Origin of the sequence: Roseburia sp. AM23-20 (assembly GCF_003470905.1) — a bacterium.
Classification (GTDB): Bacteria; Bacillota; Clostridia; order Lachnospirales; family Lachnospiraceae; genus Roseburia; species Roseburia rectibacter.
This window is the reverse complement of sequence record NZ_QRHS01000011.1, coordinates 18231-39211: the sequence shown is the minus strand read 5'-3', so window position 1 is coordinate 39211 and position 20981 is coordinate 18231. Positions and strand designations below refer to the sequence as shown.

The 20981-nt window shown below is 40.5% G+C and carries 22 protein-coding genes and 1 tRNA gene; 3 read left to right on the top strand and 20 right to left on the bottom strand.

Annotated elements, in window-relative coordinates; translation table 11 throughout:
• Positions 1-658: 658 nt before the first annotated feature.
• Positions 659-1855, bottom strand: coding sequence for a C40 family peptidase (locus DW650_RS10050; protein ID WP_118209824.1), 1197 nt, complete (start codon positions 1853-1855; stop codon positions 659-661).
• A gap of 291 nt (positions 1856-2146) precedes the next feature.
• On the opposite strand from DW650_RS10050, the gene DW650_RS10045 reads away from it, so the two are divergent.
• A complete protein-coding gene (locus tag DW650_RS10045; RefSeq protein ID WP_117922497.1) occupies positions 2147-2359 on the top strand; it encodes a YjfB family protein in 213 nt (70 codons plus the stop codon).
• A gap of 149 nt (positions 2360-2508) precedes the next feature.
• Here DW650_RS10045 and DW650_RS10040 read toward each other — a convergent pair whose 3' ends face one another.
• The 8 genes from DW650_RS10040 to DW650_RS10010 all read right to left on the bottom strand — a co-directional run bounded on the left by DW650_RS10040 (position 2509) and on the right by DW650_RS10010 (position 7403).
• Positions 2509-2883, bottom strand: a complete 375-nt coding sequence (locus DW650_RS10040; RefSeq protein WP_006855202.1) for a RidA family protein — start codon at positions 2881-2883, stop codon at positions 2509-2511.
• A 53-nt stretch (positions 2884-2936) separates the two neighbouring features.
• Entirely contained in the window at positions 2937-3773 is an 837-nt protein-coding gene (locus DW650_RS10035; RefSeq protein ID WP_118209823.1) for a CvfB family protein, read from the bottom strand.
• Between the two features lie 3 nt (positions 3774-3776).
• Positions 3777-4520 (bottom strand): acyl-[acyl-carrier-protein] thioesterase, encoded by a 744-nt coding sequence (locus DW650_RS10030; protein ID WP_118209822.1) that lies wholly within the window; start codon positions 4518-4520, stop codon positions 3777-3779.
• Positions 4521-4886: 366 nt separating this feature from the next.
• Positions 4887-5291 (bottom strand): HEPN domain-containing protein, encoded by a 405-nt coding sequence (locus DW650_RS10025; RefSeq protein ID WP_118209821.1) that lies wholly within the window; start codon positions 5289-5291, stop codon positions 4887-4889.
• A complete protein-coding gene (locus DW650_RS10020) occupies positions 5288-5620 on the bottom strand; it encodes a nucleotidyltransferase domain-containing protein (RefSeq protein WP_117922493.1) in 333 nt (110 codons plus the stop codon). The genes DW650_RS10025 and DW650_RS10020 overlap by 4 nt, the downstream gene beginning before the upstream one ends.
• Positions 5621-5957: 337 nt before the next feature.
• Positions 5958-6434 carry a hypothetical protein gene (locus tag DW650_RS10015; RefSeq protein ID WP_118209820.1) on the bottom strand — a complete coding sequence of 159 codons (477 nt, stop codon included), beginning with the start codon at positions 6432-6434 and terminating at the stop codon, positions 5958-5960.
• Between the two features lie 39 nt (positions 6435-6473).
• Entirely contained in the window at positions 6474-6644 is a 171-nt protein-coding gene (locus DW650_RS19555) for a hypothetical protein (protein WP_158576222.1), read from the bottom strand.
• A gap of 12 nt (positions 6645-6656) precedes the next feature.
• Entirely contained in the window at positions 6657-7403 is a 747-nt protein-coding gene (locus DW650_RS10010) for a hypothetical protein (protein ID WP_147403014.1), read from the bottom strand.
• A 199-nt stretch (positions 7404-7602) separates the two neighbouring features.
• Here DW650_RS10010 and DW650_RS20630 point away from each other — a divergent pair, with 199 nt between their 5' ends.
• On the top strand, positions 7603-7791 hold the full coding sequence (locus tag DW650_RS20630) for a helix-turn-helix domain-containing protein (protein WP_117921107.1): 189 nt from the start codon (positions 7603-7605) through the stop codon (positions 7789-7791).
• 209 nt (positions 7792-8000) lie between these two features.
• Here the strand turns inward: DW650_RS20630 and DW650_RS10000 are convergent, their stop codons facing one another.
• From DW650_RS10000 to DW650_RS09990, 3 genes are all read right to left on the bottom strand, one after another.
• Positions 8001-8273, bottom strand: coding sequence for a nucleotidyltransferase domain-containing protein (locus DW650_RS10000; protein WP_118209818.1), 273 nt, complete (start codon positions 8271-8273; stop codon positions 8001-8003).
• A gap of 176 nt (positions 8274-8449) precedes the next feature.
• A tRNA-Gln gene (locus DW650_RS09995) sits at positions 8450-8521 on the bottom strand.
• Between the two features lie 96 nt (positions 8522-8617).
• Positions 8618-9256, bottom strand: a complete 639-nt coding sequence (locus DW650_RS09990) for a YigZ family protein (RefSeq protein ID WP_118209817.1) — start codon at positions 9254-9256, stop codon at positions 8618-8620.
• A 288-nt stretch (positions 9257-9544) separates the two neighbouring features.
• Between DW650_RS09990 and DW650_RS09985 the strand changes: the two genes are divergently transcribed.
• Positions 9545-12313, top strand: a complete 2769-nt coding sequence (locus tag DW650_RS09985; protein WP_243102925.1) for a transglycosylase domain-containing protein — start codon at positions 9545-9547, stop codon at positions 12311-12313.
• 171 nt (positions 12314-12484) lie between these two features.
• Here the strand turns inward: DW650_RS09985 and DW650_RS09980 are convergent, their stop codons facing one another.
• From DW650_RS09980 to rapZ, 8 genes are all read right to left on the bottom strand, one after another.
• Positions 12485-13681 carry an ammonium transporter gene (locus tag DW650_RS09980; RefSeq protein WP_118209816.1) on the bottom strand — a complete coding sequence of 399 codons (1197 nt, stop codon included), beginning with the start codon at positions 13679-13681 and terminating at the stop codon, positions 12485-12487.
• Positions 13682-13863: 182 nt separating this feature from the next.
• A complete protein-coding gene (locus tag DW650_RS09975; protein WP_117921112.1) occupies positions 13864-14202 on the bottom strand; it encodes a P-II family nitrogen regulator in 339 nt (112 codons plus the stop codon).
• 270 nt (positions 14203-14472) lie between these two features.
• A complete protein-coding gene (locus DW650_RS09970) occupies positions 14473-16593 on the bottom strand; it encodes a glutamine synthetase III family protein (protein WP_118209815.1) in 2121 nt (706 codons plus the stop codon).
• A 387-nt stretch (positions 16594-16980) separates the two neighbouring features.
• Positions 16981-17847 (bottom strand): class II fructose-1,6-bisphosphate aldolase, encoded by an 867-nt coding sequence (gene fba / locus DW650_RS09965; protein WP_006855227.1) that lies wholly within the window; start codon positions 17845-17847, stop codon positions 16981-16983.
• 92 nt (positions 17848-17939) lie between these two features.
• On the bottom strand, positions 17940-18842 hold the full coding sequence (locus DW650_RS09960) for a diacylglycerol/lipid kinase family protein (RefSeq protein WP_117921115.1): 903 nt from the start codon (positions 18840-18842) through the stop codon (positions 17940-17942).
• A 21-nt stretch (positions 18843-18863) separates the two neighbouring features.
• Complete coding sequence (locus DW650_RS09955; protein ID WP_182384829.1) at positions 18864-19115, bottom strand: HPr family phosphocarrier protein; 252 nt, start codon at positions 19113-19115, stop codon at positions 18864-18866.
• Between the two features lie 67 nt (positions 19116-19182).
• Complete coding sequence (gene whiA, locus DW650_RS09950) at positions 19183-20088, bottom strand: DNA-binding protein WhiA (RefSeq protein ID WP_117921116.1); 906 nt, start codon at positions 20086-20088, stop codon at positions 19183-19185.
• A gap of 3 nt (positions 20089-20091) precedes the next feature.
• Positions 20092-20967, bottom strand: a complete 876-nt coding sequence (gene rapZ / locus DW650_RS09945) for an RNase adapter RapZ (protein WP_118209852.1) — start codon at positions 20965-20967, stop codon at positions 20092-20094.
• Between the last annotated feature and the right edge of the window lie 14 nt (positions 20968-20981).

The following is a 20981-nucleotide window of genomic DNA, read 5'->3' as shown; positions in this document are numbered from 1 at the left end:
CACAAATATCCCTAACAGGTCTCTCTGTAACGGAAGAGCTCCGGTGCCGCTTACTGACCTGATGGCTTTCGGCGTACTGCTTGCAGAGGATATTATCAAAAGATGCATGTCATTTTCCACCAGCCAACGACTCTCTGTAATGCATTGCCTTCCAATAACGGTATTCTGTTCACTGCATTTGTTCTATTTATCTGTATGCCACATAGTTTAGCACTCTTTTTTCAAATGTCAACCGCTTTTTTCACATTTTAATTATTTCGAATCTTTTTTCTGAATTATCAGATATTTTCTCAAGTATTGTAATCTTTTTTCATATTTAAAAAGTCAATATCTTTTCCACAGTTTTTTATTTTATGGCAAACTTTATGATTTATACACAAAACAAATATTCGATTTTTTTACTATGTAAACCATGTTTTTTTACACCAAAAATGTGGATAACGTGGATAACTTCGTGTATAACTTTATTTTTCCACGTTTTTAGGGCATTTTAACAGTGGACAACTTTTGGGATAACTTTCTCCCTTTGTTTATTACTTTTTTTGCGCCATGATATTTTGTGCATGTTGTATACTCCACTTTTTCTTTATAGGACGTAATTTCCTATGAATTAAAAAAACAGCTATTATCCTAAGACAATAGCTGTTCTTATCATAAATTAGAAAATTCTTCTTACACAGATCGGACTTCTGTAATTTACATTGGAGAACTTGATACCACTTGACGGCGTACTTGCATGAACGATCGTACCACCACCAACATAAATAGCAACATGTCCACTGTAGCATACAATATCTCCCGGCTGTGCATCTGAAAGACTTACCCCATATCCAACCCCTCTTAATGCACTGGAAGAATGAGGAAGACCTACACCAAATGCTGCATATACACTCATAACAAAACCAGAGCAGTCTGCACCGTTTGTCAGGCTTGTTCCACCGTATACATATGGATTACCGATAAACTGGGATGCATAACTTGCAACTGCCTGTCCGTTAGAACTTCCTGCTGCTGCATAGCTCTTTGAACTTCCAGAACTCTTTGATGAAGATAACTTACCATCTGCTTTCTTTCTTGCTGCGTTTGCTGCTGCATCAGCTGCCTCACGCTCTGCTTCCTCTTTTGCAAGTCTTGCTTTTTCTTCTGCTTTAGACTCAGCCTGTACAAACTCGATCGTAATATCTACATAATCTTTATGTACCCAGCCATCACCCTCTTCGGTGGTAACTTTTGCCCAGCCTTCCACAGACTCATCATCTGTAACAACCAGGTCATCTCCAACCGGAACCATGGTAAGAATACTTGCATCTGTGGACGGCTCTGTTCTTACATGGAGTGTTGTGGTGTTGACCTTTGCGTATTTAGTACTGACTTTCTTTGCCAGTTCCTCATCATTTGGTACTACATATTCGCAATTTACATATCCATCAACATTACCGGACTTAATACGATACCAGCCGTTATCTGTTGTCTCAAGGATTGTTCCTGCGGAATTATTGTACAGCTTACCAAGTACCTCACTGTCTGTATTTGGCTCTGAACGAACATTTACATAATTATCAACCTGCGCAATCGCAATATCTGTATATTCAGAAGCAACAACCGGTGTCTCATTCTCACTGACCTGCTCTGCCTGCTCTGCTGCTGCCTGAGCTGCTGCATCATTGCTGTCTGCAAGGCACTGTGCCAAAGCCTGTGAAACACCTGCTGCAGGTGTCTGTCCCTCTGCAATTTCAGCTGCAGTCACACTTGAAACACCTGCGACCGGGGCTGCATATGTATTTAACCCAAAGCTGCCAATTGATAATGCTCCTGCTAAAAGACAGCCTGTAATTCTTACCATTCTCTTCTTCATTTACGAAAAGCCTCCAACTGAGTTTTCATGTTTTCGCAACTATAAAACTATTTCATCGTTTGTTACGAATTTGTTACATTTATTACGTGTTTATTATAACAAAGGCATATTTCCATGTCAACCTGTATTAACCGTGAATTTTACTAAAATATTACATTTCTTTTTATTCAATTTTTCATGGAAATAGCTTATCTTTTCATGGAAATGGCTTGTCTTTTCATGGAAATGGCTTGTCTTTTCCATAGATTCCTGTCATAATAAGGTTATAAATATTTTTTCAGGAGGTGCAGTATGGATATTTCAGGTATGACGCCGGCACTTAGTACATTACAGTCCTACGACGCAGGCTCTTCTGTCAGTCAGACCAGCCTTTCCTATGCGGTTTCTACTGAACTATTAAGCCAGCAGCTCGATATGACGCAGGAAATGGGCACCGCTATGGTTCAGATGATGGAACGTTCCGTAACACCGGGACTTGGTGGAAATATTGACGTCTATATTTAATCAATCTATAAATCAGAGATTATATATCATGTCGGCAGAATAAAAAATCCCGGTACAGATGGGAATCACACCATCTGTACCGGGATTTTTCATGTTAATTCATAAGAGCTGCTCTAGGATACAGTGACTATGCTTTTTATGGCTTTGCTTTATTTTACAGCAATAGCCTCAATCTCAAGCATAACATCTTTGGGCAGACGTGCAACTTCCACACAGCTTCTGGATGGAAATGCTCCGTCAAAAAATGTTGCATATACTTCGTTAATTGCACCAAAATCATTCATCTCTTTGATAAAAACAGTCGTCTTAACAACATTTGCCATACTGGTTCCAGCTGCTTCCAACAGATTAGAAAGGTTTGTCAGTGCCTGTTTTGCCTGTGCAACAGAACCTTCCGGGATTTCACCGGTTTCCGGTACAACCGGAATAATGCCTGATGTATAAACCATTCCATTTACTTCGATCGCCTGTGAATATGGTCCAATTGCTGCCGGTGCCTTGTCTGTACTGATGACTTTTTTCATAATATTTTCCTTCTTTCTGTCAATTTTTTCCTATCATAGCATATGCTTTTAAATTAATCAATTTTACGGATCGATTTTTCATTGATCTCTATCCGGCGTTCTTTATAAAGTCTTCCGACCGCTCTCTTGAACGCATTCTTGCTAAGGCCAGTCTCTCTCTTGATGACCTCCGGTGAAGATTTGTCCGTAAATGGGAGCACACCTGCAAATTCTTCAATCACCTGCATGACCTTTTTGGCATCTGCATCCATCTGAAGATAGGCTTTCTGCCGCATCGTAATATCTAATTTCCCATCAGGCTTTACATTGGTCACGGTTGCCTCGATGACATCACCGATACGGAGCATGCTATGATCTTCAAAAGATGGAAGCATGGCGGAATACTGATCATCTACCGCAACAAATGTTCCAAAATTATCGCTGAACTCATAGACACGGCCATTTACAATATCGCCGGTATGATACGGTGATTCCAGTGACAGAAGATCATACAGATGCTTCATGCTTGCACACAGACGTCTGCTCTTATCAATGTATAACGTCACTAAAACCTCATCCTCCGGCTGAACCTTAACGGTCATCTCTTTATAAGGAAGAAACAGATCTTTTTCCAGTCCCCAGTCTAAAAATGCACCAATCTTTCCGACCTCTTTTACAGTCAGCACCGCAAGTCCACCCAATGTCAGCTTAGGGGCATTTGTCGTCGCAATGAGCCTGTCTTTGGAATCTTTATATAAAAACACCCGGAGTTCTTCTCCGATCTTCGTTCCTTCCGGCACCTGTTTTTCCGGCAGCAGCACACGGGTCTCATCCTCCATATGTTCTGCAAGATATACGCCAAATTCTACTTTTTTTATTACAACAAGTTTCTGATATTCACCTAATCTCATATTTTATGACTGCCTTTCTTTTTTCTGAATCTGAAAGCAGATGACCGCATATGGTGCACCTTTTTCATCCGCAAGAGTAACTGTGATCCGTTTCCCTTCCATTGTGACAACCGGATACAACATGTCTCCTAACATTGCCGACTTACGATACTCCGCACGAAGTCCGCAAACCACAACCTGTTCCGGCAGATACTCTTCCGCTACCAGAATGTATTTGCCATTATTCATATGATGATTTGTATCGATATAAAAACGTGAGACACGTACCGGTTCCTTTTTCACACTTTTCTTTACCGCATCATCTGGTAAACTGATTTTCCGGTCTGCCCATTCTCCCGGTATCTCATCATTAATCTCCGGTGTATAAATTTCTTTCATCCGCTCTGATATGCGCGCCGGTCGCATTTTTTCTGTGTCCATAAACACCCATACTGAATTTGCCTCAGCAAATATTATACCATCGTCTCCCTCAATCCGAAAATTCCGGTATCCATAAAATCCACGGAATGCATACGGCCATGTACTGACCTTAATATGCTGCCCCATCTGCGGATATCTGTAAATTTTTATCTCCCAGGAAGATAGTACCCATGCCACCTGTTCTTTCGCAAGATAATCCACACCAATTTCCAGATCCTCAGACTGAAAAGTGCAGCAATCCTGCAGATAATCCAGTAATGACGGTAATGTCAGTTCTTTTTCACTATTCACTTCACTGTAACGCACACGGCTGTTAAAACTATACATAAAATGCCTCATTTCCAGGTATTTTTAAACTTCTCTGACTGATTTGCTGTATTGTTCTTTTGTTATGCTACCACATTTTGAGGCGTTATGGTAGGGATATTAAAAATTTTCTGCCTGCAGCCGCATATCCTGCCCGTAAGGCTTTTTATGTAACAAGGAATTTCAACGAAATTTCCTATTGCACAAAAAAACCTCAACAGTTCTCACTGCTGAGGTCTTATTAGCAGGGCTACAAGGATTCGAACCTTGAAATGACGGAGTCAGAGTCCGTAATGTCAGGGGTTGTTCTGCCTGTAAAATCAAGGGTTGTAAGGGTGGGATGGGAGAAATTGACCTATTGATTGACCTATCCGCATTTACTATACATTATTCAATAACTGCATTCTCTCTTAAATATGCTTTTATCGCCTCTAATATATTTCCAGCTGCTTCCATTTGTTCCGCTGCCTCTTCATTTGATGCAATATAAAAATCATCATAATCACTCGTTTCTCTTTTTTTCTGGAGGCGCGCAAGCAAACGACCTATTTCTCTAGGAAAAATACCTGCTGCAACATATTCTTTATTAAAATAAGCAACGACATCTTTATGCCTCTTAAAATCCGTATCTGCTAAAGCCAGCACAGCCTTCACAGCATAAAATGCCGCATAATATGATCTGTTAATCGCATCTTTAAACAAATGATTTTCCATACACAACTGTGCACTTCTTATTGTATCTTCTGCCTGAGACACTCTATACAGACACAAATCTTTTTGTTTATCTGTCATGCAACCTGCACCCCTTCTGTTTTTACATTACGATAAAATGGAAGTGTATCTGACCAATATTCAAAAAATTCCTGATTTTTAATAACCGGCGAAAGCACTTTCCCATATTTTAACTCTAAATCAAATGCATCATCATATATATGGTTCTCAGATTGTTTTATCTGATTTTCTGATAGAGTTACCAAAATCATAATATCAATATCCGAACTCTCATTATAATCTCCTCTGGCATATGAACCATACACTATAATACTTTTCAGATTTTTTCCAAAATATTGTTTTACGAGTGTTACAAACTCATCCAATTCAGATTGAATTCCTTGTGGCATGTTCTTTCACCTTCTTTCCTTCCATTTTCTTATCTAATGCCGCCCGCCCTTTCTTTCAATAAAATATGTTTCATTTCTACACTTATTATTATATGCTATTTTTATGTCCTTTACAATACGAACCCCTTTCAATGATACTCCCAAAACATACATCTCCCCACACACCAGTAAAATAAAACAAAAGGCAGGGCTACAAGGACATATTATTCATCGTAATATCTTTTCCGTTAAATATATAGATAACGTTACTCATTGCATTCGCCATTGTCTACATACCTTTACTAATAAGTTTCCAATACCCATTATTTTCTATATATTTTTCGTAATTCACATCACTTCAATTCTCCTTTCTATGATTTTTCCACTCAGCTTCACTTAGTCTAAAACGGCTTGCGCTTGATATGAAACTATTCATTGTTATCAAATATCTCCTTTTCTCATCCTCATCTAAATCAAATGATTGAAACAAGTCAATTATTTCCTTCGGAAAATTTTTTTGGGAAAATATATATAAGTAATAACTACACACAAAAACAGGAAGATAAAAAATCGCTTTACTGTACCCTTGTCTCTCTTTTTCAATACCTCTTAAAACTTCTATCATTTGAATAAACGATCTTGATATATATTTCCCTGTTTTCTCTTTCCAACCTGAACATAAAATACAATACAGGGCCATCATATTCTCAATATTAAGAACATACTTTTTACCTGGAATATTACAGATAATCCCATTTCCAATAAATTTTTCATTTACAATCAGAACTAACGTCAAAACCCATGCAAAAGCCTTTTTTAATATTTCTTTTTTCATGATCTCATCCTCCGTATTTTACTTTCGAATCCAATAATCTTAATCTTTTTCTTCCGTATCAATTTCATCCAGTAATTCATTGACAGCTAATATCCGCAACAGACTTTTTACTTCTTCCAGACTCTGTTCTACCGTTTTTAATTCATCCGCTAAGCCTGAAATGTCTTTGCGTATTTTTATGTCACGATTTTGTCTCCAATTACGTTTCATTGTGCACTTCCTTTACTTTAAAATTTGGCAGACACAGTCAGATATATCCACGATAAATACTGGCAGAACACAGTTTTTTTCTTTATCTCCCTGTTCCAGTTCGTTGTCATTTACCATCTTATCAAAGCGTTCCTTTAATGCCTGCATGGTTTTTGCCTGTTCCTCTGATATACTGTTTAAATAATCCTGGATATCCTCTGTCTGGTCATTTAAAGACTCTCTCACATTGTTCGCTAAATTATCCAGTGCCTCCTTGGTCACTTTTTGTGTAAAATTTTTCATTGCATTTTTCTTTTCGGCACCGGCATCCATCTTTAATATGCTAAGACATTCTGAATCATCCAGTGACATTCTTTTCGCTAAAGGCTCTCTGATTCCACCTGTAATTGTCTTTGCGATCCGTTTTTTTCCATTTTTTAATGCCTTTAAATTTGCCGCACTATATGCGCCGCCTGGTGCATTTTCAATAATGCCGATCAGCTTATCATAATATTCCTCTACCAGACGGATACACTCCTTTTCGTAAAATGTTGCATTCTGTAAATATCCCTCGGAAAAAGAAACTAATATCTCATTCAGACGGTCTGTCGTATAAATATTGGCTTCCTTTTTGTCGTAAGATTTCTCAGATGCCACTTTTTCTGCACATGCATCCTGAATTTTCCAGCCCAGATCGCTGATCGTAGTACTCCCAATCACATCACCAACGGTTTCTACAACTCTTCCAATTGCTCTCCCAAGCGCTCTAAAAAATCCCATGTTACTGTTATATAAATAACAAGTACGCAAAAGGTAATACCTTTTCATTTTATTTTCAATTATCCACCTTCTTTATCAATTATCTTCTCTTCCGTAGTCTTATTTTAAAGTTGTCCGGCATTAAATTACTTATTTGTTTGCAAAAAATAATTTTCAAACATAAATGTAATACAATAATAAAGGAAGGATTTTTATAATCATGTTCAACAGCTACGATGGTTTAATAACCATTGATGATCTCTGCGACATGCTCGCAATTGGAAAAAATACTGCATACCATCTGTTAAACACCAATCAGATCCATGCATTTAGAATCGGAAGAATATGGAAAATTCCACGAGATGCGGTTTCAGAATATGTTTTAAGAAACAGCAGCCTGACTAAATAACACAGCTTCTCTTTCACGCTCTAGCGGTGCTGTTTACAACTAACTTCTTTTCCGCGAGATTGCACATCCTGCCCGGAGGGCTTTTTGATTCATGGGACGTATTTTCCTATGAATTAAAAATAACCCTGACAGCATCTTCATCACTGGCAGGGTTCACTTACAAAATTAATTTATGATATTGCAATTAACCTATTTAATTTCTAATAACATCATTTTTCATAAATCTTTACCCCGGTTTCTGCGATCTCATGGTCAATTTCCGTTCCCTTCTCCACGTGAGAAACATCAAAAACATCCATTTTCCTATCTAATGCCGCCCGCAATGCCTCAATCAATCCAACAAACTTTAAACCTTTTAGTCCACTGTCGACCAATAAATCCACATCACTTGATGCATTTGCGCTGCCCTTTCCATATCCCTCGCACCAGTAAAATCTATGTTTCCCGGCATTTTCGATTGACCTATGAATTGACCTATCCATTCAAATTTCCTCTTATTTTGCAGGAAATTGCCGTACTCCGTTCCTGCAGAGCATTTTCCCTTTGATCCCAGCTTTTGCTGATTCATCCAGACAAAAAAGCCCGGAAAGCCGCACAATTCTGCGTCTCTCCGGGCAAAAAAATAACCTCAGCAGTCTCACTGCTGAGGTCTTGTTAGCAGGGCTACAAGGATTCGAACCTTGAAATGACGGAGTCAGAGTCCGTTGCCTTACCATTTGGCGATAGCCCTTTATCTTGTCTCTAGCGTTTCGCGCCGTCAACAATAGCTATTATATATGAGTATAATATTTTTGTCAACTGTTTTTTTGAAAAAATTTTTAAATTTTTAAAAAAGTTGCAATTTTTCTCCGACCATCGCATATAACACCATCTCTCCCCAGGAAATATCAGCTTTTCCATTGGTTGCCTCGATAATTTCTTTCTCTGTCTGTTCCTGCATCCCGGATGGAACCATCAAAAGCAGCTCCACTTTTTCGGTATAAACGGTATCAATAAGTGTCAGCCCATTTTGTGCAATCAGATACTGTAATTTTCCAAGTCCGGTATAATCCGTCCCTACGGAAAGTCTGCGTCCTTCTTTTTTATCAATAATGACACTTGCTGCAAGTCCTTCCTGGACAGATTTCTGATATGCACGCACAAGTCCGCCCGTTCCAAGGAGCACTCCACCAAAATATCTCGTAACCACAACAGCCACATTGTGGATATCTTCTTTCAATAATACATCAAGCATCGGTCTGCCTGCTGTCTGTGCAGGTTCCCCATCATCTGAACAACGGCTCATCTCCTGTCTGTCTCCAATTACAAAAGCAGAACAGTTATGTCTGGCATCCCAGTATTTTTTTTTCATTTCTGCAATAAATGCGGTTGCTTCTTCTTCGGATGAGACAGGACGCACTGTTGCAATAAACCTTGATTTTTTTTCTATAATCTCTGCCTCTCCACCGGCATATACTGTTTTCATGCCTGTCCCTCCTGTCACTCATCTTTCAGACTGTTTTCTGTCATTTTAATGAATCAAATATTTCTATATATAAATAGGTAAATCAACCTCTCACATTCTCTGCGTGTTCCTATGGTATCATGTTTTTTTTCGAAATTCAATTCTTAAAAATAAATGAAGAAAGCCTGTATTTTCAGTTTTTCCTTTATTCTGACACATTTCTTTGCTATAATATGATGATGGTTCGTTCTGACTATAAATAGTATTGTAATTTCATAGCTTATTTTTATTACAAAAAGGAGACCTAAAATGAATTATGGAAAGAAAAGTACGCAAAAGCGCGAAAAAGAACTGATTTCCAAAAGTACCATGATTCGCAAAAAATTTTACGTGATTTTTTGTAAGTCGCTGCTTATATGTGTATTTGCCTTCATGGTGATCGGAGTATGTTCCGGTGTTGGAATCATTCGGGGAATCATTGCCTCCGCTCCAACAATTGATGATATCGTCGCTACTCCTACCGGTTTCTTATCCACGGTTTTAGATGCAAACGGCAATCAGACTGCTACATTAGTGGCATCGGGATCTAACCGGCGTGCCGTTACGATTGATGAGATACCAAAAAATCTGCAGTATGCATTTGTTGCCATTGAAGACGAGCGTTTTTATGAGCACAATGGTATTGATGTAACAGGTATCATCCGTGCCGGAGTAAAAGGTGTTGCATCCGGTTTTCATTTTTCAGAAGGTGCCAGTACCATCACACAGCAGCTTTTGAAAAATACCGTCTTTACCAGTTGGACAAGCGAATCCTCCATGGCAGACAAATTCGAGCGAAAGTTTCAGGAGCAATACCTCGCCCTGCAGCTGGAAAAAGTAGTAGATAAAGACTGGATATTAGAAAATTATCTGAATGCGATCAACCTCGGACAAAATACTTTAGGTGTCGGTGTTGCCTCGGAACGTTATTTTGGCAAGGATGTTTCTGATCTTACCTTATCGGAATGTGCCGTTTTAGCAGCTATTACGCAGAATCCTTCCAAATACAACCCTATTACCAACCCACAGGAAAATGCCAAGCGCCGCATGAAAGTACTTAATAATATGAAAGATCAGGGTTATATTACCCAGGACGAATACGATGAAGCTGTTGCAGATAATGTTTATGACCGTATCCAGCTTGTCAACATCGAATCCGAAACCAACAGTATCAACTCATATTTTGTTGATGAACTGACTGATCAGGTCATTCAGGATCTGGTAGAACAGAAAGGTTACACTGAGACACAGGCTTACAAGGCACTTTATCAGGGTGGACTTACGATCTACTCCACACAGGATCCGGAAATTCAGGCGATCTGTGATGATGAAGTAAATAATCTGGACAATTACCCGACTGCTCCAAAAGTATCGTTTTCCTATCGTTTATCTGTTCGCTCTGCCGACGGTTCCATATCAAATTACAGTGAACAGACGATGCTTTCCTACTATCAGTCTTCAAACAAGAGCTTTACGATCAATTTTAACTCGGAAGAAGAGGCTGCTGCTGCAATCGAGCAGTATAAAACTGACATCATGAAAGACGGTGATACGATCGTAAACGGAAGTGAAACAGTTACCTACACACTTCAGCCACAGGCAGCTCTTACGATCATCGATCAGAGCACCGGAAATGTCAAGGCTTTGGTCGGCGGCCGCGGAGACAAAACCGCCAACAAGACTTTAAACCGTGCAGCAGACACCACAAGGCAGCCTGGATCTACATTTAAGATCATTGCTGCATATGCACCGGCACTTGATGCCGGCGGTCTGACACTTGCATCTGTTCAGGACGATGCGCCATATAATTACGGCAGTGGACAAGGTGGTGCCGTCAACAACTATGATAACCGCTATCGCGGTTTCACAACACTGCGCGAAGCCATTACAGACTCTATCAATGTTGTTACCGTAAAAACCTTAGCACAAATTGGACCGTCTCTCGGATATGATTATATCTGTGATTTTGGCATCACAACCGTCGGTTTAGATGAAAGTTCCAACGAAACCTTAGCACTCGGCGGTCTGACACATGGTGTTACCAACTTAGAGCTTACGGCTGCTTATGCAACGATTGCGAACAGTGGAACTTACATTAAGCCAAAATTCTACACCAAAATCTTAGATCATGATGGAAATGTATTGATCGATAATACCGAACCGATCTCCCATACTGTTTTAAAAGAAACAACTGCATGGCTTTTAACCGATGCCATGAAGGATGTTATGACTCAGGGAACCGGTACTCCGGCTTATTTCGGAAGTTCAATGGCACAGGCAGGTAAATCCGGTACAACAACCAAAAACCGCGATGCGCTTTTTGCCGGCTTTACACCATATTATACCTGTGTTGTATGGGGTGGATTTGACGATAACTCACCACAGTCCGGTGGTCAGACTACCTATCCGAAAAAGATCTGGAAAGCAGTTATGAGCCGTATCCATGAAAATCTGGAATATCAGGATTTCACAAAACCATCCGGTATCGTTACAGCTCAGGTCTGCAAGGAGTCCGGAAAACTGGCAATTGCCGGTGTCTGTGATGCAGATCCCCGCGGCAGCCGTGTATACACGGAATATTTTGCAGAGGGTACACAGCCTACGGAATATTGTGACCATCATATTGTTGCAAATATCTGTAACGCTTCCGGTCAGCTTGCCAGTGGTTACTGCCCGACAGATTCTATTTCCTCACGGGTATTCGTTATTGGCGGAACTGCCGGAACGGAAGATACTCCATATCTTCTGACGGATGATTTTAAGAATAATACCTGTACCTTGCACAATGAAGGCAACTCCACCTACCAGGGAACTTCTGCTTTCTCCGCGGTCCCTGGAGTAAATAATGATAATTCCGGGGGAACACAGGCTCCTGCCGATAATACGCAGCAGACACAACCACCTGCAGAAAATACCGGCAATGCTCCCGCAGATAACACCGGCGGCAATGCTTCTACAGATGGTTCCTCCGGCAATGATGCATCTAACAACACCAGCGGCGATGGTGGATGGAATATCGGAGATGCACCCATTCAGTAACTGAAAATATATTTTCATAATAAAGAATGCAGGCTTATCGTCGATTCGACAATGATTTCCCTGCACAAACAGCAAAAACCCCGAAGTCACCTTCGGGGTTTTCACTGTTGATGTATATACTAACTAAGGGGATTAGATTTCACCAATCTAATCAAATTAGATTAGTGCATATTAATGTAACTCTCTCGATACAAAATCCGGATAACCTGACTCTAATCCATGTTCTGTAGAATCAAGTCCTTCGATTTCTTCCTGTGCAGAAACACGAAGACCGATTGTTTTCTTTAAGACTGTAAATACGATTCCCATCGTAACGATCGTCCATCCTGCAATGCAAAGGATACCAAGTAACTGGATCAGAAGATGATGAACACCACCACCGTAGAACAGACCATCTTTATAATCAAAAAGTCCTACTGCGATCGTTCCCCAGATACCATTGCAGCCATGAACTGCAACTGCACCAACCGGGTCATCTACTTTTAGTTTATCCTCAACAAAGTATACTGCTACACAGACAAGCACACCTGCTACTGCGCCGATGATGAAAGAACCGATCACATCTACATTTGCACAGCCGGCAGTAACTGCTACAAGACCTGCAAGAGATCCGTTTAATGACATGGAAACATCCGGTTTGCCATTTCTGATCCATGTATAAAGCATTGCGGTACAGGTTGCCACTGCAGGAGCAACTGTCGTTGTTGCAAAAATCTGTGATAACTGCATGGTGTCTGTTGCTGCTGCGCCGTTAAATCCATACCATCCAAACCAGAGAATGAATACGCCAAGTGCACCGATCAAAATATTATGTCCAAGAATTGGTCTTGGTTTTCCGTTTTTGTCATATTTTCCGATACGAGGTCCTAACATTGCTGCACCGATGAAAGCTGTGATACCACCTACCATATGGATACATGCAGAACCTGCAAAATCTGTAAATCCAAGATCAGTAAGCCATGGTGTTCCGCCCCATACCCAGTGAGCTTCGATCGGGTAAACACATAAGCTGATGATAAAACTGTAAATACAATATGTAATAAATTTGGTACGCTCTGCCATTGCGCCGGAAACGATCGTTGCTGCTGTTGCGCAGAATACCAGGTTAAATACAAATCCCGACCAGTCAGTCTCTCCAAAATGAGCAAATGGATTTAATCCCCAGCCAAAAAACTTACCATCACCACATAAGAGGTTATAACCCAACAGATAAAAAGCAACTGTGCCGATACAAAAATCCATCAGGTTCTTCATCGTAATATTACCAACATTCTTTGATCTGGTAAAACCAGCCTCAACCATAGCAAATCCACATTGCATAAAAAAAACTAACGCCGCACCCATAAGGTACCATACACTCATATCCATAATCAAATCCTCCTTGTTTTGCGAAAAAATAAAAAAAGATAATCACGACACCAATCCACACTTGTGTCACAATTATCTCCTTTGATAATAATTTCTTCCTGATTCAATTTTTTTCATAATATTTTATTCCTGATCCGTTCCCTGATTTCGCAGATGACTCCTCATTTCATCCACAAAGCCTCTTACAGTGCGTCTACACCACGCTCACCTGTTCTGATACGGATCGCATCTTCTACCTCATACATAAAAATTTTACCATCACCGATATGACCGGTATTGATCTGCTCAACGATCTTGTCGATCAGCTTTGGAGCGACCTCATCTGCCACGACTGTCTCCACTTTTATTTTCGGTAACAGATTGACTGCATACTCTGCACCACGGTAATTTTTGATAATACCTTTCTGATTACCGTAACCCATGCTGTTTACAATATTAAGACCATTTACTTCTTCACTGTCAAGCAAAGCCTTAAGATCCTCTAATTTCTCAGGTTTGATAATAATCTCTAACTTCTTCATCCCAATCCTCCTTGTTTTGCGGAGCAAAATGCGACTGCCTTTGCAGGAGCAGAGGATTTTCCTCCTTGTTTTCCGAAGGAAAATGCGAGCCCATTGGCGAGCAGAGTATTTTCCTCCTTGTTTTTCGAAGAAAAATGCGACTGCCTTTGCAGGAGCAGAGGATTTTTCTCCTTGTTTTGCAGATTTCTGCGGTAGTGGCAGCGATTTTTCTACTGCCACTTCCACACAAAATCTAATTTTTACATATCTGCCGTTATTGTCGGAAAATCTTTATACCTCGAATAACAGATCACCATAAGATGGCATTGGCCACATGGATTTGTCTACTAACATCTCAAGTTTATCAATCGGTGCTCTTAACTCATCCATTGCTGTCTTAACTTCATCTCTATAGTATACAGCCTGATCTCTGCCTTCTTCCATCTCTGCAGCTTTTTCCGTTACTACCTGTAATTTTGCCAGTGCCTTCTTGGAATCAGCCAGTAAAGAGGAAACCTGTGTCAGGATCTCTGTCTGTGCGCTGATATCTGCACCACATGCTGCTTTTACGGAAGTGATCGACTCCGCAAGTACGGTTGTGTATTTGATAACAGCCGGAATGATCTGCTTGGTTGCGATATCAATTGCAGCTCTTGCCTCGATGTTAATCTCTTTTGAGTATGTCTCATACTCGATTTCAACACGGGAGTCTAACTCTGCCTTTGTAAATACTTTGAATTTTTCAAATAATTTCACAGATTTCTCTGTATTTAATGCAGGGATCGCATCTACCATGGAACGGATATTTGGAAGTCCGCGTCTCTCAGCTTCTGCTACCCACTCATCGGAATAACCGTTTCCGTTGAATACGATTCTCTGATGCTCTGTTGCATATTCTTTGATCAGATCATGTACTGCCATATCAAAATCATCTGCTTTTTCAAGAACATCACATGCCTCTGAAAATGCCTCTGCAACGATTGTATTTAATACAACGTTCGGCTGAGCAATAGAATCCTGGGAACCTACCATACGGAATTCAAATTTATTACCGGTAAATGCAAACGGTGATGTTCTGTTACGATCTGTCGCATCTTTCATAAAATCAGGAAGTGTCTTAACACCTGTCTCTAATTTCTGTCCAGCAAGACTGTGTGTAGCTTCGCCTGTGCTGATCAGCTGTGATAATACATCCTGAAGCTGCTCTCCTAAGTATACGGAAACGATTGCTGGCGGTGCCTCGTTTGCTCCTAATCTGTGGTCGTTTCCAACATCTGCTGCGGACTCTCTTAAAAGATCTGCATGTTTGTCAACTGCCTTTAAGATACAGGTAAGTACTAATAAGAACTGTACATTCTCGTGTGGTGTCTTACCTGGCTCTAACAGGTTGATTCCATCATCCGTTGTAATTGACCAGTTGTTATGTTTACCAGAACCATTGACACCTGCAAATGGTTTTTCATGAAGCAGGCACTGTAAGCCATGACGTCCGGCTACTTTCTTTAATGTCTCCATTACCAACTGGTTGTGGTCTACTGCAATGTTAGCCTGTGCGTAGATTGGAGCTAACTCATGCTGTGCAGGTGCAACTTCGTTGTGCTGTGTCTTTGCGCTGACACCTAATTTCCAGAGTTCTTCGTTTACATCCTTCATGAATGCTGCGATTCTCTCACGAATCGCACCGAAGTAATGATCGTCCATCTCCTGACCTTTTGGAGGCATTGCACCGAATAAAGTACGACCGGTAAAGATAAGGTCTTTTCTCTGTAAGTATTTCTGTCTGTCTACGATGAAGTACTCCTGCTCCGGTCCAACAGAAGGAGTAACTTTCTTTGATGTCGTATTACCGAATAATCTTACAAGACGTAATGCCTGCTCATTGATAGCTTCCATAGAACGAAGAAGCGGTGTTTTCTGATCGAGTGCTTCTCCTGTGTAAGAACAGAAAGCTGTTGGGATACAAAGTGTTGCGCCTGCTGCATCCTGTCTTACGAATGCCGGTGAGGTACAATCCCAGGCTGTATATCCTCTTGCCTCGAATGTAGCTCTCAAACCACCAGATGGAAAAGAAGATGCATCCGGCTCACCTTTGATCAGCTCTTTACCGGAAAAGCTCATTAATACCTTGCCGTTCTCCATCGGTGCTGTGATGAATGAATCATGTTTCTCTGCTGTTACTCCGGTCAGTGGCTGGAACCAGTGAGTATAATGTGTTGCACCTTTTTCGATTGCCCATTCTTTCATCTCATGTGCAACAACATCTGCTGTTTCAAGGTCTAACTCGCGACCTTCCTGAATTACTTCCTTTAACTTCTTGTAAACCTTCTTTGGCAGACGCTCCTGCATCACTGCATCATTGAATACGTTCTCGCCAAAAATCTCTGCTACATTTAAGTATCCTGTTTCGCTCATGTTCTACATCCTTTCTTCTTCACCGGTCTAATCCCCTGAGACTATTCCCTGCTTTTTTGAACAAATGTAAGAGATCTTAAATTCTCATTTCTTATTGTACCTTGAAAGTGGATGAATGTCAGTAAGAAATTTCTCCTATATGGCTTTTATGAGAAATTGTGTGACAACTTCTTATAAAAAAAGGGCATTCCAAGCTACTTGGAACGCCCTTGTTCATCTCTCACATTTGTTTTGTTGAACTTAAGATAATACTTTTCTCTCCAAAATGCAAGAGAAAAATTTCACTTTTTTATCATTTTGCTATATTGAACAATAAATTCATGTAAAGTCTGAAATCTTTGTTAAATATAACATTATGGAAAGTGGACTTCCGTCTGTGCGACAATATTATTCAGCTTTGCCAACAGAACCGAACAGTTCCATTTTCTCTTTTACAGTAGCTTTGATAGCTTCTGCACCCGGAGCTAATAATTTACGAGGATCAAATCCTTTACCCTCTAAATCTTTACCAGCTTCGATATATTTACGTGTAGCATCTGCGAAAGATAACTGGCACTCTGTGTTAACGTTGATCTTAGCTACTCCAAGGGAGATTGCTTTCTTGATCATGTCTTCCGGAATACCTGTACCTCCGTGAAGTACTAACGGCATCTGGCCTGTTAATTTCTGGATAGAATCAAGAGTCTCGAAGCTTAATCCTTTCCAGTTTGCCGGATATTTACCATGGATGTTACCGATACCTGCTGCAAGCATGTCCACGCCAAGATCTGCAACTCTCTTGCACTCTTCCGGATCAGCACATTCACCCATACCTACAACGCCATCTTCCTCCCCACCGATAGAACCAACTTCTGCCTCGATAGACATTCCCATTGCATGGGCAACGGATACGAGCTCTTTGGTTTTCTCAACGTTCTCATCGATTGGGTAATGAGATCCGTCGAACATGATGGATGTGAATCCTGCTTTGATACATTTATAGCATCCTTCGTAGGTACCATGATCTAAGTGTAATGCAACAGGAACTGTGATTCCTAACTCATCATGCATAGCTTTTACCATAGCTGCTACAGTACCGAAACCTGTCATATATTTTCCAGCGCCTTCAGAAACGCCTAAGATAACCGGGGATCTTAACTCCTCTGCTGTAAGCAGAACAGATTTTGTCCACTCCAGGTTATTAATGTTGAACTGACCAACTGCATAGTGACCAGCTTTTGCTTTGTCTAACATTTCTTTTGCAGATACTAACATGTCTTATTCCTCCATAAAATTAATATTTTTACCCTATGGGTATTATATATTACTTCTTTCAAAAAATAAAGTTAAATTTATAACAATCTTAATCATTTGTTTCCCGGAACCATAATATCAACAGCACGGCAGATATTTTTTACGACAACTTCTTCGTGTGCCCCGCCAAATTCGCCGTCTAACGTCCACGGAACTTCCTCTCTTACAAGGAACTTTACTTCATTAGATTTAAATGAATAAATCATATCTGTGTCATCCACAAGATTGATCAGAGATGCGATAATTTCGTTGAGTTCAATCGGATTGCGTGGTTTTTTGATCAGGGTAACCTCAAACACGCCATCGTCTAAGCGCACATCTTTTCCGGTCATTCCCTTAAATCCACCCACCGATGTGGAATTGCTGATCATTCCATAGATAAATTCATCCTGGATACGCACATTATTATACTCAACCTGCATGGTAAACGATGGGATATCATGCAGACTGCGCATTCCTTCCAGAATATATGCTGCATGTCCAAGTACATTTTTCCATTCCTGGCTTGTCTTATAAGAGACCTCCGTAAAAAGTCCGAAAGCTGCCACATAGACAAAATAATCATTGTTAAATGCACCGATATCACACGGAAATGCTCTTCCATTCACTGCTGCATCTGCTGCCTTTACCATATCCTTTGGAATTCCAAGTGAAGTTGCAAAATCATTGGTGCTTCCCGCCGGAATATATCCTAACGGTACAGTAAGTCCTTTATGCATGATACCACTTACCACTTCATCAAGCGTACCGTCTCCTCCGCTGCATACAACAAGATCATATTTTTCTGCATCTGTTTCCACTTTATGTATCGCATCTTCCGGTGCCTGTGTCGGATAAATTGTTACCTCATACCCTGCCTTCACCATGGTATCCACGATATCCATAAGCTGGTTTTTAATCTGCGCTTTTCCAGAAAATGGATTGAAAATAAATAATAGTGTTTTCTTTTCTTCCATAAGTTTCCTACACCTGTCCTGTTATTTTGTCAGAAATTCCTCGATTGCTGCGATTGCTTCCTGTTCATCCTCGCCCTCAGCATCGATCACAACTTCTTCACCATTTAAAAGAGCCATGTTCATCATTCCCATAATGCTTTTGACATTCACTCTCTTGTTGTCAGCAGATTCCATATAGATCCGGCTTGAAAACTGATTTGCCTTCTGCACTAAAAGTGCGATCGGTCTTGCTTCCATGTCGTTTTGCATATTTACCACTACACTCTTTTTCATGATATCCTCCATTCCTGTTTGCTCTGTTCTCAATTCTAAGAGCATGTCAAGTTCGTATGTGAAAATATTATTTTTCACACGGTTCTTTCCCACGCAGCTCATCTGCAATCTCACTGATCCTGCGCAGCCTGTGGTTCACTCCTGATTTTCCGACAGGCGGATCAAGGTAAGTTCCCAGTTCCTTAAGTGGTGTATCCGGGTACTCTAACCGCAGCAATGCCATTTCTTTTAAGTTTTCCGGCAGACTGTCTAAACCTGCATTCTGCTTAATATATTCAATATCGCCAAGCTGTTTTACTGCTGCTGTAACAGTTTTGCTGATATTTGCCGTCTCACAATTTACCTTGCGGTTAACGGAGTTTCTCATTTCTTTTAATATCCGCACATTCTCAAGATTCATCAATGCCACATGCGCTTCCATAATATTTAACATATCCACGATCTGCGCACCCTCTTTTAAATATACGACCTGATGTTTTTTTCGCACCACGATCTTTGCTTCCATATCAAAACTGTTGATCGTATCCTGAAGCTGTTTTGCCTGTTCGATACCTCTGCAGACAATTTCAAAATGGTAAGATTTATTCGGATCACTGATCGATCCACCCGCTAAAAATGCTCCCCGGATAAATGCCCGCCTGCAGCAGGTCTGCTGCAGCAAAATTCCATTTACCGTATCAGTGATCTGTGCCCCTCCAAAAGACTGGTTCCACATTTTGATCGTCTCAAGGACACGTTCGGCTGACAGTGTATCTATTTCCTCTATATTAATCTGGAACAACTGAGTCAGTAACAGTCCATATTTTTCCTGCAAAAGCGGATTTTCCGAATCTAACACATCACCTGCATCCCCGATCAGCCGCTGACGTTTTCCTTCAAAAGCAACCAGCGCTGCAAGTTCTGCGATCTGGCAATGTCTGCTCTTTCCACTCTGCTTTGCCAGCTCCTGTTTCACTTCACTTGAAAAAGACATTCTTTATTTTCCCCTTAAAGCATCTTTGCCAATATCCCGATGCTCGATTTTAAGTCCATAACCTTTTCTTCCCGACAAACGTTTGTATAATTCATTCGCCAGTGTAACAGACCGGTGTTTTCCCCCGGTACATCCGATGGAGATCACAAGCTGGTTCTTGCCCTCCGTAATGTAATTCGGGATCAGAAATTCCAGCATATCTTCGAGTTTGTCAAGAAAGACATTTGCTTCCTGAAACTGCATGACATAATCCTGAATTTCTTTATCATTTCCGGTCTTTGCCCGCAATCCCTCCACATAATATGGGTTTGGGAGAAAACGGACATCAAATACCAGATCGGAATCGACCGGTATTCCATATTTGAATCCAAACGACAGAATCGTGATAAATAAATTCTTATAATCCTGATTCTGTATAAATATTTTGTCCAACTCGGCTTTTAACTCTCTCGTCAAAAGCTGGCTTGTATCTATAATATAATCTGCACGCTCTTTTAAAAACGCCAGACGCTTTCTTTCCTCTTCAATTCCCTTATCCACACGCTCGCCGCCGGATAACGGATGGTTTCTTCTCGTTTCCTTATATCGTTTTACCAGAACAGAATCTTCGGCATCCAAAAACAGGATCTCATATTCAACGCCATTATCTTTCATCCGGTCTAACACACTATGCAGCTCATCAAATGACTGACCGCTTCTGATATCAATGCCGACTGCAACTTTCTGCAGTTCCGCGCTCTGTAATGTTGTAAGTTCCACAAACTTTTCCAGCAGTGGGATAGGCAGATTATCCACGCAATAAAATCCTATATCTTCCATCATTTTTATCGCTGTACTTTTTCCTGCTCCCGACATTCCTGTTAAAATTACGAACTTCATCTTATTCTCCATTC

What these genes read in the sequence shown, in the direction of transcription:
- DW650_RS10050 (WP_118209824.1), bottom strand. Translation starts at nt 1,855, where the DNA reads ATGAAGAAGAGAATGGTAAGAATTACAGGCTGTCTTTTAGCAGGAGCA.
- DW650_RS10045 (WP_117922497.1), top strand. Translation starts at nt 2,147, where the DNA reads ATGGATATTTCAGGTATGACGCCGGCACTTAGTACATTACAGTCCTAC.
- DW650_RS10040 (WP_006855202.1), bottom strand. Translation starts at nt 2,883, where the DNA reads ATGAAAAAAGTCATCAGTACAGACAAGGCACCGGCAGCAATTGGACCA.
- DW650_RS10035 (WP_118209823.1), bottom strand. Translation starts at nt 3,773, where the DNA reads ATGAGATTAGGTGAATATCAGAAACTTGTTGTAATAAAAAAAGTAGAA.
- DW650_RS10030 (WP_118209822.1), bottom strand. Translation starts at nt 4,520, where the DNA reads ATGTATAGTTTTAACAGCCGTGTGCGTTACAGTGAAGTGAATAGTGAA.
- DW650_RS10025 (WP_118209821.1), bottom strand. Translation starts at nt 5,291, where the DNA reads ATGACAGATAAACAAAAAGATTTGTGTCTGTATAGAGTGTCTCAGGCA.
- DW650_RS10020 (WP_117922493.1), bottom strand. Translation starts at nt 5,620, where the DNA reads ATGCCACAAGGAATTCAATCTGAATTGGATGAGTTTGTAACACTCGTA.
- DW650_RS10015 (WP_118209820.1), bottom strand. Translation starts at nt 6,434, where the DNA reads ATGAAAAAAGAAATATTAAAAAAGGCTTTTGCATGGGTTTTGACGTTA.
- DW650_RS19555 (WP_158576222.1), bottom strand. Translation starts at nt 6,644, where the DNA reads ATGAAACGTAATTGGAGACAAAATCGTGACATAAAAATACGCAAAGAC.
- DW650_RS10010 (WP_147403014.1), bottom strand. Translation starts at nt 7,403, where the DNA reads ATGGGATTTTTTAGAGCGCTTGGGAGAGCAATTGGAAGAGTTGTAGAA.
- DW650_RS20630 (WP_117921107.1), top strand. Translation starts at nt 7,603, where the DNA reads ATGTTCAACAGCTACGATGGTTTAATAACCATTGATGATCTCTGCGAC.
- DW650_RS10000 (WP_118209818.1), bottom strand. Translation starts at nt 8,273, where the DNA reads ATGGATAGGTCAATTCATAGGTCAATCGAAAATGCCGGGAAACATAGA.
- DW650_RS09990 (WP_118209817.1), bottom strand. Translation starts at nt 9,256, where the DNA reads ATGAAAACAGTATATGCCGGTGGAGAGGCAGAGATTATAGAAAAAAAA.
- DW650_RS09985 (WP_243102925.1), top strand. Translation starts at nt 9,545, where the DNA reads ATGAATTATGGAAAGAAAAGTACGCAAAAGCGCGAAAAAGAACTGATT.
- DW650_RS09980 (WP_118209816.1), bottom strand. Translation starts at nt 13,681, where the DNA reads ATGGATATGAGTGTATGGTACCTTATGGGTGCGGCGTTAGTTTTTTTT.
- DW650_RS09975 (WP_117921112.1), bottom strand. Translation starts at nt 14,202, where the DNA reads ATGAAGAAGTTAGAGATTATTATCAAACCTGAGAAATTAGAGGATCTT.
- DW650_RS09970 (WP_118209815.1), bottom strand. Translation starts at nt 16,593, where the DNA reads ATGAGCGAAACAGGATACTTAAATGTAGCAGAGATTTTTGGCGAGAAC.
- fba (WP_006855227.1), bottom strand. Translation starts at nt 17,847, where the DNA reads ATGTTAGTATCTGCAAAAGAAATGTTAGACAAAGCAAAAGCTGGTCAC.
- DW650_RS09960 (WP_117921115.1), bottom strand. Translation starts at nt 18,842, where the DNA reads ATGGAAGAAAAGAAAACACTATTATTTATTTTCAATCCATTTTCTGGA.
- DW650_RS09955 (WP_182384829.1), bottom strand. Translation starts at nt 19,115, where the DNA reads ATGAAAAAGAGTGTAGTGGTAAATATGCAAAACGACATGGAAGCAAGA.
- whiA (WP_117921116.1), bottom strand. Translation starts at nt 20,088, where the DNA reads ATGTCTTTTTCAAGTGAAGTGAAACAGGAGCTGGCAAAGCAGAGTGGA.
- rapZ (WP_118209852.1), bottom strand. Translation starts at nt 20,967, where the DNA reads ATGAAGTTCGTAATTTTAACAGGAATGTCGGGAGCAGGAAAAAGTACA.